Below are 12,790 nucleotides of genomic sequence, written 5' to 3'. Positions count from 1 at the left end.
GGGCGAATCGAGCCCGTACCGTAGCCGTACTGGCAACGGTCAGAAGCGCTGCCTTGCGGTCAATATGAGCGCTTCGGCGAACCGTTTCCCGAGCTCGCGGAACGCGGCTAGCCCGTTCTTAAAATCCGCACAGTGTCGGTTCAAGTCCGACTGGGGGCCGCGATAAAACCGCAGTTCAGCGTGCGTGTGCGCCGTGCGCGGTCGCCGCCGGGTGAGTTTTCCCACGCAACCGTTACGCAACCCTGCGTCTCCCTTGGCCCCGTCGCAACCCGCCCACATCTAAGCTGACAGCTGCGCCAGAGTTCTCCCATTTCTTGAAATTGACGGCCGGGTCATTCCGACGGCGGCTCACCGTAGAGCATCAGCAAGCCGGAATAGACACATGTCGAGATGTGGTCATCCTGTGGTGAGGGTTGCCCTCGGGGGCAGGACATCACCACAGTTCATGGTCGTCAGAGCCGAGCTTTCCTGGCGGAAGCACACACTCAGGGCACAACGACGGTCTTGCCGTCGCCCAGGGCGACGGCGGTGTTGTCGTCACCCGGCCCGGCGGTGGCCGAGCTGTCGTGACCGATCACGATGGCATTGTTGCGGTCGCCGAAACCGACGACGACGACGTTGCCGTCACCGAAAACCTTGGCGACGTTGAAGTTGCCCTCGGCGGCAGCGGCCGAGTTGCCGTCACCGATGACGGCGGCCTTGTTGTGGCGTCCGTTGGTGGCAGAGGCTTCGTTGCCGTCGCCTTTGATCATCGCGGTGTTGCCGTGGCCTTCGGCGAGTGCGACGTTGTCGTCACCGATGATGGCGGCCGTCGCCATGCCACTCGAAGCGTTTTCGCTGGTGGCTGTGTTGCCGTTGCCGAAGACGTGCACCACTGCGCGGGAACCATCCTCGGCACTGGCACTCGCCGAATTGCTGTTGCCGATCTGCACGATGGAACTGCGAGAGCGACCGTCGGCAAAGGCATTCGCGTCGCTGGTGTCCCCGGCGCTGAACACCGAGGCGTGGCTACCAATGGCGCCTATACTTGAGGCGTCGCCGAGTCGGATGCCAATGCTATTGGTGCCGCTGACGAGTGCACCGTTCAGATCGCCCACGACCACGGCGGTATTGCAGCCCGCGGCCCCAAAGATGCACGTGCCGAATTCATCGCTCGCAAAGATCGTGTTGATGTTGTTGTCGCCCTTGATCACTACGGTGTTGAGATTGCCGCCACCAGTAATGCTAACGAAGTTGTTGTCGCCCTTGATGATTGCAAGGTTGAGCACACCGGCGGTGACGGTCGCTGCGTTGTTGGCGCCCTTGACCTTTGCGATGTTTAGGTTGCCGCCGGTGACGGTGACCTCGTTGCCGTCGCCTATGGCCTTGGCGGCGTTGAGGTTCCCGTCTACGGCATCCACGACGTTGCCGTCACCCCTGGCCACGGCGAGGTTGAGGTTGCCGCCGCCGGCGGTGACCGAGGTGGCATCGCCGACGAGGACGGCCGTGTTGAGCGTTCCGCCGCTGGCGTTGACGAGGCTGGAATCACCCAACACAACAGCGGTGTTGGCGTCGCCGGTCCCCGCGCTGACGGCATTGCCCTCGCCGAAGATGACGGCGGTGTTGTGATTTCCGGTGCTGGCTGACGCTGCGCTGCTACCGCCGACGATCACCGCGGTGTTGCCATTACCGGTGTCCGCCGATGCGACGCTGCCGTCACCGATGATGACGGCCGTGTTGTGGTCGCCGGTGCCCGTTGCGGCGACGCTGGTGTTACCGCGGATACGGGCGGTGTTGAAGCTGCCGCTGGCGGCGACGGCCTGATTGCCATCACCCGAGACGATCGCGGTGTTGAACCAGCCTCGGCCGGCGGTGGCGGTGCTGTCGTCGCCGTAGACGCGTGCTTTGTTGAAGTTGCCGTCGGTGGCTGCCGCAGTGGAATCGTCACCGCGCACAATCGCGGCGCTGAACCAGCCGCTGGCGTTGGCGACGGCGTTCTCGCCGTGGGCGATGGCGATAGAGCCGAAACCGGCCGAGGTCGCCTGCGCGCTGCCGCGCTGAATGATCTCCACGCCCCCGATGGACACACTGAAGTCCTGGTAGGTCTCGTCAATCTCGCGGCGGATCCAGTCCAGCACCGCCAACAGACCGGACGCCTGGGTGGGCTGGGCCGGTGCCGGGTTCGGAGCGACCAGCGGGGCCATCGACATCGCCAGCAGGCCGGTGGCCACCTCCACGAACGCACCGGGCTGAGTCTGCAGGGCCTTCGTCGGTGCTTCGGTGACCGCGGCAAAGGTCGCCATGGTGGTGGGCGCGGCGGTAGCCGGGGGGACCTCGCCCACCGCAGGTGTGGCGGTGTCCTCGGCAAGAGTCGTGGCGCGGCCGGTGCGCATGAGATCCGAATCTTCGGGCTCGGTCATCGCCACCGGCGCCGGGGCCAGCGAGGACCGTCGGGAGGGCTCGGTGGGCGGGGCCGGCAACACGGCGGGTCCATAGGCGGGTTCCAGTGGAACTTCGGGCGCGGCATCGGTCGACACGTCGATGACCGATGTGCCAGCGTCGGCGGTGCCGTTGCGGTCCAGATCTGCGTCATCGCTCCACGACGAGTCGTCAACGCTGTCCGAGTCGACCGAGTCGTTGGCGTCGGCGTCCACGTCGGTGTCTTTGGTCCGGTCGTCATCGGAGTCGGCCGAGTCCTGCGACGTCTGCCCACGCTTCTCGTTGGTCGACGCGTCGTCGTCCTTATCGCCCTTCGTCGACGGCGATGACCCCGCAGACTCCGACGACGATGCACTGCTGTTGCTCGACGCCGACGACTCGCCGGTGTCAGCGGCCGCGGACCAAGGCAGCGCAACCAGCACCGCACCCACTCCCAGTGCCGCCGCCAGCGCTCCGACCCTGCCGATGTGGACGCCGTCGGCCGAACGCGTCGATGCGGGGTCGTTATGGCCTCCGGCACCGGGGTGCCGCCGCTGCTTGCCCATTGTGTGCACCACAGACCCCTAGCCTCGCCTCACGGAAGATCACGGAAGCCAGTTCTGGGAACCTCGTGAGAACTGACAGCGGAGCTAACTTATCCCAGCGAAGACGTGCGCCGAATCGGTGAAAACCCTAAAGTTTTGACCTCCGCGCAGATTGCCAGGATCGCAACGTCGCGTTTTTTCGGTTTTCTGTTACCGATGAAGCGCGACCACGGGCCTTCGCTCCATCTCGGACCGGGCTGCGGGACCAGGCCCCTCCGAAACGGGTCGGCCAATGCTCGACCCACTCGCCCGCCATTCAACGAGTTCCCGAATGCACCAGCCTCGTTCTCTTTCGCAAGAGGGTCAGCTGGTAGTCGGTTGGGTCGGTTGCTGTTGATTGTCATTTGCCTGGGTGATGTGAGCGGTGCGCACAGTGTCGGTTCGAGTCCGACTGGGGGACCAATAACGCCGTAACCCGCGGGTATCAGAGATGGCGGACATCGGCACCGCGGCCGCGTCGACGAGTGCCGAGTTCGACCCGCCGGCGATCAGCTCCCGGCTGGCCACGCGGACCACCGCCGTGCGCTTGCTGCTGCAGGGTTGACCTCAAACCGCAGCGTTATCCTTAAATCCAGCGTAGGGCGTTGACGAAGGAGGAGCGTGCCGAAGATGGTTGACGTCGCGATGTCGACCTCGCCCTGTCGGGGATGATGCATGACCGTGTCGGTGGCGGAGATCGACAGCTGGGACGCGAGAGCCGCCCTTCGAAGACGCGCAGGCGCAGTACCGCAATCCCATGCAGGAGTGGGCGACCGACATCGCCGGGCGTGTTCCGGGCTTGACGTGGCAGGTCGAAGAGGACAGCTGGGGTGGCTGCAGCGGGGAGTAGGCGAACACAGGCGGCATCCACGTGTACCTCTATGTCGTGTTCAATGGTCCGGTTCCGGATGAATCGTGGCCGCAGGCACTCGATGTCGTGCAGCGCGGCGCCGCCCAACTCGGCGCGACCGACATCACCACGCTGGTCGATCGGCCGGGAGACCACGACGTGGTGATCGGCGGCCCGGACGGCGGCACTGTCGAGCGGGACCAAAGCGGCCGCGGTGCTGTCGGCGAAGTCGGACTTCCGGTTGCGCCAACATGACCTAACTCCCGCAACCTCGACGCCGACGACGTAGGCCGCCGGCGGCCACTACACCGCTCAGCGGTACACCAGGTCGACGCGACGGAACGCCCCGAGGGCGTGGTCCTTGCGGAAGTCCTGATGGTCGCGCTTGCAGAGGCTGTCGGCACCGTCGGCGAACCGTACGATGTCATCGACGAAGAGTTCCGGAAACCCGATCGCCTCGACGATCTCCGGTTCGACGTCGTGGTCGAGCAGACCGGCTTCGTCGGAAAGTGCGTGTGCCTGTGCGAGTACCTCGCCACAGATCTGCGCGTACTGGCGCCACTGTGTGAACGACAGGTCGTCGAGGTCGATATCGTCGCGAAACCACGACCGTTCCCTGACCAGGAAGCTGATCCCGCGGTGCTTGATGCTGCCGTAAAACCGGTCGCCGCTGACCAATTGAACACGTTGGCCGTGCACCACCCGGTCGGCGTTTCCTGCCACCAGGTGCTCTGACGGCGGCACCAGACCCTCGAGCGCTGAGCGTCGCGCCTGCTTGAGTTCGAGCAGGATGTCGTCGGAAACGTCGGGCAGCGGGCCCTCGATCATCACGTAGTAACGCACCAGACCCAGCGATGCCGTCCCCTGGCCACGGCGTTCGGCGACGTCCTTGACCCGCATCGAGCCGGCGCGCTCGGGCACCGTGATCCCGGACTGCTCGACATAACGGTCGATCAAGTCCTGGAACTCGTCGCGCCGGCTGGAGATGGGCACCAGTTTCTTGCTGGACTTGAAGCCGGTGGCCGTCTCGTTGTAGTACTTCTTGGTCAGCCACTTGGCCCGGCCGCCGGACTTGGCGCTGTCGATCAGCCCGGCGATCAGTTCGGGCGAATTGTCCTCGCGCAGATCCGAGTCGCCTTCGCTGTGATCGGTGGCGTAGCGGCCTATCCTGTCGGTGTAGCCGCGGACGAACGAACGGGCGATCTTGCAGCGCTTGCCGTGCCCGTATCCACCGATCTCGTCGGCGGCGATCATGAACCCCGTCGCGCCACGTTTGAGATCCCAGGTGAAGGGGGTGTAGAAGACCTCGTCGTAGTCGTTGATGCCGAAGATCGGCACGTTGTCGGCATTGGGCATGACGCCGAAATTCTCCGGGTGAATATCGCCGGCGGCCAGCACTGTCGGCATCCATGCGTCGTCGCCGGCCATGTCGCGGTAGAACAGCAGGGCGGTGCCCCGGAAGAACGAGAACCTGGACCCGGCAAGCTTGTCGAACTTGCCGAAAGCCTCTTCGTTGTGCCGGGCGATGCGCAGCCGATGGTCCTCGCGGATGGTCTGACGCACATGCAGGCGCCGGTCATCACCGGTCAACATCCTTGGCAGCGCGACCATTTCGCCGGCAGCACGCGCCTGTGCCAGCATCCGGAACGCCTCCATGCGCGACGCGTGTCCAGGCCTGTCGTCGCGCGCGGACACCCGGCCGCCGGCATCGGTGTTGTCGAGTTCGTTGCGCGCGGCCGCTTCCTCGTCCATGCCCGCCGAGCTTATCGGCGCAGTCCAGCCCGAAACGCGCACGTCTGCACCGGGAACACCGCCGACCATTGACTATGGCTTGAATCACAGTAATATGACCAGTGGTCATAGAGGACTCGGAGGCGTGATGCCGACAGTGACATGGGCCCGTCTCGACGGGAACCGTAGGGCAGCGGTGGTGGCTGCCGCCGAGGCGGAGTTCGCCGCACAGGGCTTCTCCCGCGGCAGCCTCAACGTCATCGCGCGCCGCGCCGGGGTAGCCAAGGGCAGCCTGTTCCAGTACTTCGCCGACAAGCGCGACCTCTATGCGTTCATCTCCGATGTGGCCAGCCAGCGGGTGCGCGCCTACATGGAGGAACAGATCCGCGAACTCGACTCCAGCAGGCCATTTTTCGAGTTCCTCACTGATCTGCTCGACGCCTGGGTCGGCTACTTCGCAGAGCATCCGCGCGAGCGGTCCCTGCACGCGGCGGCAAGTTTCGAAGTTGACACCGATGCCCGGGTCAGCGTGCGGGCAGTGATCCACCGCCACTACCTGGAGGTCCTGCGGCCGCTGGTGCACGACGCCCGAGGACGTGGCGATCTGCGAGGCGATGCCGACACCGAAACCCTGCTGTCGTTGCTGCTGATGATCCTCCCGCACCTGGCGCTGGCACCGTACGTGCGGGGACTGGACCCGGTTCTGGGACTCGACGAACTCACACCCGAGCAGCCGGCGCTGGCAGTGCGCCGCTATGTCGCCGTGCTGGCGGCGGCATTCCAACCTGCCCATGTACACCCCGATCAGCCCGCACAACCTAGGAGGTAAACCCCATGGAGAGAACACACTCCGACTCATTGGCCGCCGGAGGGCTCAACTGGGACAGCATGCCGCTGAAGCTGTTCGCCGGCGGCAACGCCAAGTTCTGGAACCCGGCGGACATCGACTTCTCCCGTGACCGCGCCGACTGGGAATCACTGACGGACCTGGAACGCGACTGGGCCACCCGCCTGTGCGCCGAGTTCATCGCCGGCGAAGAAGCCGTCACCCAGGACATTCAGCCGTTCATGGCGGCGGTGCGTGCCGAAGGCCGGCTCGGTGACGAAATGTATCTGACGCAGTTCGCCTTCGAGGAGGCCAAGCACACCCAGGTGTTCCGGATGTGGCTCGACGCCGTGGGAATGACCGACGACCTCCAGTGCTATCTCGACGACCTGCCGTCCTACCGACAGATGTTCTACGAGGAATTGCCGCAGTCGCTCGACACATTGGCCACCGACCCGTCGCCGGCGGCCCAGGTCCGGGCGTCGGTGACGTACAACCACGTCATCGAGGGCATGATGGCGTTGACGGGATACTATGCGTGGCATCGTATTTGCGTGGACCGCGGCATCCTTCCCGGTATGCAGGAACTGGTCCGTCGCATCGGCGATGACGAACGGCGCCACATGGCCTGGGGCACCTTCACCTGCCGGCGGCACGTCGCCGCCGACGACTCCAACTGGGGCGTGTTCGAATCCCGGATGAACGAGCTGATTCCGCTGGCGCTGAAGAACACCGAGGATGCTTTCGCTCTCTACGACGAGATCCCGTTCAACTTCACCATGGACGAATTCCAGCAGTACGCCGCGGACAAAGGAATGCGCCGCTTCGGAACGATCAGCAGTGCCCGCGGCCGCCCCCTGGAGGAGATCGACATCGACTATTCACCCCTGCAGCTGGAGGACACCTTCGCCGCCGAGGACAGCAAGGTGCTGGCAGCTTCGGCCTGACAACACCGGCGCGGACGTACGCTGATCACCCCGCGATGCGGGGCGAGGTCTTGCGTGGCCTTGTCCCGACCACCGCGACCCGGACAAGTCCCAACCGCCTCACGGCCGCGGCAGCTTGCGGTGCAGCGGATTGGTCGACATCGGAGTTGCCCTGCGGCTGCCGGCCGGAAGGTTCGTGACCACGTCCGGGGAGTCGGCGGACGCTCGGGTCGCATCCTGCAGTCGCATCGCCGAAGTGCGTCCCACGCCGAGCGCCGGCTTGCCGATCATTCGCCTCGCTGAATCACCGCACTCCGGGCACACAGCGGTCTCCGGTGGCGCGGCTATCGGGTGTTGCGCGACAAAGTCCGCGCAATCCTGCTGGCAGCGAAACGTATAAGACGGCATGTGGAAACGATAACGCCGTGCTCGATTCATGCGTGCTGCGGCGCTGTCGCCGTGATCGCGCTACGTTCGAAAGGACAGTCCCACACCGAAGCAAGCGCCTGACGCCAGCACGGAGGAGGCCACGTGCCCGAACTACTGTTTCCCCTCGATTCGACCAAGAAGTTCACCGACCAGCAGATCGTCGGCCACAACCGTTGGCATCCCGACATTCCCGCCGCCGTCACAGTCAAGCCTGGCGACACATTCCGAGCGCACTGCCGGGAATGGTTCGACGGCGCCATCCACAACGACGACTCTGCCGAGGACATCCTTAATGCGCCGCTGAAGGGGGTGCACTGCCTGTCCGGTCCGTTCGCGATCGAGGGTGCCGAGCCCGGTGATCTGCTGATCGTCGACATTCTTGATGTCGGACCGATCCCGCAGGAAGATGCCGGACCGCTCGCGGGCCAGGGCTGGGGGTACACGGGCATCTTCGCCAAACTCAACGGTGGTGGGTTTCTCACCGAGCAGTTCCCGGACGCCTACAAGGCGATCTGGGATTTCGCCGGGCAGACCACCACGTCACGGCACGTTCCCGGGGTGAAGTACACCGGAATCGTGCACCCCGGACTGATGGGTACCGCGCCGTCGGCGGAGCTACTGGCCACGTGGAACGCGCGGGAGGGCGCGCTGATCGCCACTGACCCGGACCGCGTCCCTCCGCTGGCCCTGCCTCCCGAACCTCAGGACGCGATCCTCGGCACGCTGACCGGCGGCGAATTCAGTCGTGTTGCCGGCGAAGCCGCACGAACCGCTCCACCTCGGGAGAACGGCGGCAACCAGGACATCAAGAACCTGACGAAGGGAAGCCGGGTCTTCTACCCGGTGTTCGTTCCGGGCGCCAACCTGTCATTCGGTGACCTGCACTTCTCCCAGGGCGACGGCGAGATCACCTTCTGCGGCGCGATCGAGATGGGCGGATTCATGGATCTGCACGTCGATCTCATCAAGGGCGGCATGGCCACCTACGGGGTGTCAGAGAACGCCATCTTCATGCCCGGCAACACCGACCCGCAGTACTCCGAGTGGATCGCGTTCTCCGGCACATCGGTCACCTTGGACGGTGAGCAGAAGTATCTGGACTCGGATCTTGCCTATCAGCGTGCCTGCCTGCACGCGATCGACTACCTGACCAAGTTCGGCTACAGCCCGGAGCAGGCTTACCTGCTGCTCGGGTCCGCTCCTATCGAGGGCAGGCTCTCGGGGGTCGTCGATATTCCGAATTCGTGTGCGACAGTCTACATTCCGACAGCGATATTCGATTTCCCGATCGCACCCTCGGCCGCCGGGCCCGTTCAGGTCCACCCGGGTGTGGGCGCACCGCACGCCAGCTTCGAGGCGACCGTCAACGATCGCTGAGCACGGTTCCTCCCCGGGTTTAGGCGCAATGCTCGCGGGGCACGCCCGCGAGGTGAGTTACAGACGGTGTTTCGAGGCTGCGACGAAGCCCTCGCCTTGACTGAGTTGCTGCCGTACAACCTGCTGATCTTCGCAATGGCGACGATGGTCGTTGCGGTCGGCGGCGTCCTGCTGACCAAGCGCGCCGAGCAGATCGCCAAGATCACCGGACTCGGACAGCTTCTCACCGGCGCGATCCTCATCGGCGCGGTCACGTCGCTGTCGGGCTCGATCTTGTCGGTGACCGCCGCGTGGGAGGGCAACGCCTCGTTGGCGGTCACCAACGCACTCGGTGGCATTGCGGTGCAGACCACGTTCCTGGCGATCGCCGATATGGCATACCGCCGAGCCAATCTCGAGTATGCCGCCGCCTCGGAACCGAACATGTTGCAGGGCGTCATCCTGATCGGGTTGCTGGCGCTGCCTGTTGTCGGAATGGCGCTGCCTGGGCTCGGTGGGTTCGGTCTGCACCCCGTCTCCGTGCTGATCGTGGTCGGCTACCTACTCGGCCTCCGGCTGACCAGGCAGGCCGAACGGACGCCGATGTGGCAACCGCGACTGACGACCGAATCACTCGAAGAGCAGGTTCCCGATCAGTCCAAGCCTGTCGGTGTTCTCCGAACGTGGACGGACTTCGGGGTGCTGGCCGCGTTGGTCGCCGGATCCGGCTGGGTCTTGGCCCAGGTGGCCCCCGCGGTCTCCGCAGGCGTCGGCTTGGACCAGTCTTTGATGGGCGGGCTGTTCACCGCAACTGCCACTTCTCTGCCTGAACTGGTCGTCGCGGTGACAGCCGTCCGCCGGGGTGCGCTGGCACTGGCCGTGGGTGACATTCTCGGCGGGAACGCCTACGACGTACTGATATTGGCCGCTTCGGACGTCGCATACCGCGACGGCAGCATCTACCAGGCGATCGCGTCGCGCGAAGTAGCGTGGGTGGCGCTGTCCATTGTGTTGGTCTCGGTGCTGTTGCTCGGCCTGTTACGCCGCCACAAACACGGTTTCGGCAATCTGGGTTTCGAAACCGTGCTGATGATCGGTCTCTACCTGGCCGGTGTCACCGCCATCGCCCTGGGTTGACTGGCCGGGTCGGCTCGCTCAGGATCGGCTGCTGACGTGGTGTTGCGATCGCGGACAGGCAGGAAGATCACCCGCATCCAACCGAAACAGCGGCCGAGTTCGTGCACCCTGTGCGATGGTGTGAAACGTGCGCCCCCCGAGTTTGCCGGCACCGAAACTGCTGTCCACGGCCTTCGGCGGTCTGTACGCCGTGGCGTACAGCGTGGGCGGGCAGTCTCTGGTGTCCCGAGTGGCGCGCAGGTACGGGCCGGTAGTCGCGCTTCCCGTTCTCGGCTACGGGCGGGTCGTCGCCGTAGCTGATCCGACGCTGGCCAAGCAAGTGTTCACGGCCAAACCGGACATTCTGCTCGGCGGCGAGGGCGTCGGTCCCGCCGCAGCGATCTACGGTCGGCGGTCGATGTTCGTTCTGGAGGAGCCCGAGCACCTGCGCCGACGCAAGCTGCTCACCCCGCCGTTACACGGTGACGTCCTGCGCAGCTACATCCCGGTCATCGAGGAGGCGACGCGCGTCGCGATGGCCACCTGGCCGGCGGATTCGCCGATCCGGATGCTCGACGCCGCCCGCGAACTCACGCTGGAGGTGATCGTAAAGGTGATCTTCGGGGCGCATCAGCCCGCCGAGGTCGCCCGGCTGGGCAAGCCGTTCGCCGAGTTGCTCGACCTCGCACTGTCGATGGAGACGCCGATCCGGTACGCAGCGCGGCGCCTGGGAGCACTGCGGACGTGGGGGGCCCTTGCCGACGTCAACGGCAAGATCGACGAACTGATCCTGCCGCTGATCGCCGACCGTCGGGCGGGGACACGCCAGCGGGACACCACCGACATCCTGAGCATGCTGGTCGCTGCGCGGACTGAGGAGGGGGATGGGTTGTCGGACAAGGAGATCCGCGACGACGTGATCACCTTGATGCTCGCCGGCCACGAGACCACCGCCACGACGCTGGCGTGGCTGGTGGACCTGCTGGGCCACCATCGGCGCGTGCAGCAACGAGTACGTTCCGAGGTGGGCACCGGAAGCGCCGTGTACACCGAAGCGGTGATCAACGAAACCTTGCGGCTTCATCCGCCGGCGCCGATCACCGGGCGGATGACAGCAGCGCAGTACCAACTCGGTGATTACACTCTCGAACCCGGGACCCGGATCGTGTTGCTGCTCGACGTCATCAACCGCGATCCGGCGACGTATGCGGAACCGAACGAGTTTCGGCCCGAACGATTTCTCGATTCTCGACCGACGCCCTACGGCTGGGTACCCTTCGGCGGCGGCCTCAAGCGGTGCATCGGCGCAAGTTTCTCGATGTGCGAGTTGACGACGATGCTGCACACGATGTTGCAGGACAATGAGTTACGGCCGTACAGCCGTCGACGGGAGTCGCCGTCGGCGCGTGGGGCGCCGGTGGTGGTGCCTGCCAACGGCGCCCGGGTGTACGTGGCGCCTCTGTCGCCGTGCGAGAAGGTGACTGCCTGAGGGCGACAGCCCGCCGTGGCCGCGAGGTCACTTGTACGCGACTGCCGCACTTGAAGGACCGTCGAGGGGAATGGTCTCGAACGACCGGAATCCCGCTGCGCTGCACCACTGCCGGAAGTCGGCTGCCGTGTAGTCGAACGCGTCCCCGAACTCGATCAACATGTTCAGCGACATCGTCAGCCCGAAAGTGTTGCTTCGTCGCGCGTCGTCGATCAGTGATTCGATCACGACGAACGCGCCGTCGGCCGGCAGCGCCTCATAGGCCTTGGCGATCAGGGCTTGTTTCTGGTCCAGACCCCAGTCGTGCAGGATCATCCCCATCGTGATCACGTCGGCGCTGGGCAACGGATCGGTGAGGAAGCTGCCCGCTACCGCGCGAACCCGCTCTCCAAGCCCCGCGTCGGCCAGCTTGCGCCGGGCGATCTCGGTGACCACAGGGAGGTCGAAGCTGACGCACTCCAGGTGCGGATGCGCCTCCGCGACGATTCGTGTGAGAAGTGCGTCGGCGCCACCGACGTCGCACAGTCGCCGGTAGCGAGCGAACGGAAAGCGATCGGCGAGAATCTCGAAGTTTCGCCGCGAGGACGAATCCATCGCGGTCATGAATCCGTCGAGCCGTGCGGGGTCTGCGTACAGCGTCTCGAAGAACGGCCGACCTGATCGCTTGACCTCGCTCTGTGCCTCGCCGGTCTTCAGCGCCTCGGTCAGGTCTGCCCAGAATCGGAAATTACGGGCGTCCCAGATCTTCAACAGCCCACCTTGGTACGCCGGACTGCTCTCATCAAGGAAATGGGCGGTCTCGGCAGTGTTGCGGTACCGGGCGTCGTCGCCGTCACCGTCGCGGGTCAGCAGGTCCAGTGAAACCAGGGCGTCGAGGAAGTCTCTCGCCGGCCGTGGCGCCAGCTCGAGCCGAGTGGTGATCTCGGCCGTGGTCATTGCTCCGGCCCCAAGCATCGTGTAAAGCCCCAGCCCGACCGCGGATAGCAGTACTTTCGAAGCGGCGTAGCCGCCACCGATTGCCATGATCCGATCCGGTTTCAACTCATCCATCGCGCCACCTCAAGCTGTTGTGGTCACGGCCGGCGC

At 65.1% G+C, this 12,790-nt stretch carries 9 protein-coding genes and 1 pseudogene; 6 read left to right on the top strand and 4 right to left on the bottom strand.

Translation table 11 applies throughout. The annotated features are described in order from the left end of the window. Window positions 1-485 precede the first annotated feature (485 nt). Window positions 486-2,963, bottom strand: coding sequence for a hypothetical protein (locus BEMPMBAN_RS25785; protein WP_159234350.1), 2,478 nt, complete (start codon window positions 2,961-2,963; stop codon window positions 486-488). Window positions 2,964-3,708: 745 nt separating this feature from the next. Between BEMPMBAN_RS25785 and BEMPMBAN_RS25775 the strand changes: the two are divergent. Then, a pseudogene (locus BEMPMBAN_RS25775) lies at window positions 3,709-4,086 on the top strand (LppA family lipoprotein); the annotation flags it as partial. Window positions 4,087-4,143: 57 nt separating this feature from the next. Here BEMPMBAN_RS25775 and BEMPMBAN_RS25770 read toward each other — a convergent pair. Next, a complete protein-coding gene (locus BEMPMBAN_RS25770; RefSeq protein WP_159234346.1) occupies window positions 4,144-5,583 on the bottom strand; it encodes a DUF2252 domain-containing protein in 1,440 nt (479 codons plus the stop codon). 127 nt (window positions 5,584-5,710) lie between these two features. Here BEMPMBAN_RS25770 and BEMPMBAN_RS25765 point away from each other — a divergent pair, with 127 nt between their 5' ends. Together BEMPMBAN_RS25765 and BEMPMBAN_RS25760 are read left to right on the top strand one after the other, a co-directional pair. Then, complete coding sequence (locus tag BEMPMBAN_RS25765) at window positions 5,711-6,391, top strand: TetR/AcrR family transcriptional regulator (protein WP_159234344.1); 681 nt, start codon at window positions 5,711-5,713, stop codon at window positions 6,389-6,391. A 5-nt stretch (window positions 6,392-6,396) separates the two neighbouring features. Beyond that, on the top strand, window positions 6,397-7,335 hold the full coding sequence (locus tag BEMPMBAN_RS25760) for a R2-like ligand-binding oxidase (RefSeq protein WP_159234342.1): 939 nt from the start codon (window positions 6,397-6,399) through the stop codon (window positions 7,333-7,335). A 99-nt stretch (window positions 7,336-7,434) separates the two neighbouring features. Here the strand turns inward: BEMPMBAN_RS25760 and BEMPMBAN_RS25755 are convergent, their stop codons facing one another. Beyond that, a complete protein-coding gene (locus BEMPMBAN_RS25755) occupies window positions 7,435-7,722 on the bottom strand; it encodes an FmdB family zinc ribbon protein (RefSeq protein WP_159234341.1) in 288 nt (95 codons plus the stop codon). A gap of 123 nt (window positions 7,723-7,845) precedes the next feature. On the opposite strand from BEMPMBAN_RS25755, the gene fmdA reads away from it, so the two are divergent. The 3 genes from fmdA (at window position 7,846) to BEMPMBAN_RS25740 (ending at window position 11,704) form a co-directional block, all read left to right on the top strand. Beyond that, window positions 7,846-9,120, top strand: coding sequence for a formamidase (gene fmdA, locus BEMPMBAN_RS25750; protein WP_159234339.1), 1,275 nt, complete (start codon window positions 7,846-7,848; stop codon window positions 9,118-9,120). A 96-nt stretch (window positions 9,121-9,216) separates the two neighbouring features. Then, the gene (locus tag BEMPMBAN_RS25745) at window positions 9,217-10,236 is read left to right on the top strand and encodes a sodium:calcium antiporter (RefSeq protein WP_200846121.1); all 1,020 of its coding nucleotides are present in this window, start codon (window positions 9,217-9,219) and stop codon (window positions 10,234-10,236) included. Window positions 10,237-10,363: 127 nt separating this feature from the next. Beyond that, a complete protein-coding gene (locus tag BEMPMBAN_RS25740; RefSeq protein WP_159234337.1) occupies window positions 10,364-11,704 on the top strand; it encodes a cytochrome P450 in 1,341 nt (446 codons plus the stop codon). Between the two features lie 27 nt (window positions 11,705-11,731). Here the strand turns inward: BEMPMBAN_RS25740 and BEMPMBAN_RS25735 are convergent, their stop codons facing one another. Then, window positions 11,732-12,754: a methyltransferase gene (locus tag BEMPMBAN_RS25735; protein WP_159234335.1), complete on the bottom strand. Its 1,023-nt coding sequence runs from the start codon at window positions 12,752-12,754 to the stop codon at window positions 11,732-11,734. Between the last annotated feature and the right edge of the window lie 36 nt (window positions 12,755-12,790).

It is taken from the genome of Mycolicibacterium austroafricanum (genome assembly GCF_902705885.1).
GTDB classification, from domain to species: Bacteria; Actinomycetota; Actinomycetes; order Mycobacteriales; family Mycobacteriaceae; genus Mycobacterium; species Mycobacterium vanbaalenii_A.
The sequence above is the reverse complement of the archived record's forward strand: the minus strand, read 5'-3'. Positions and strand labels throughout refer to the sequence as shown.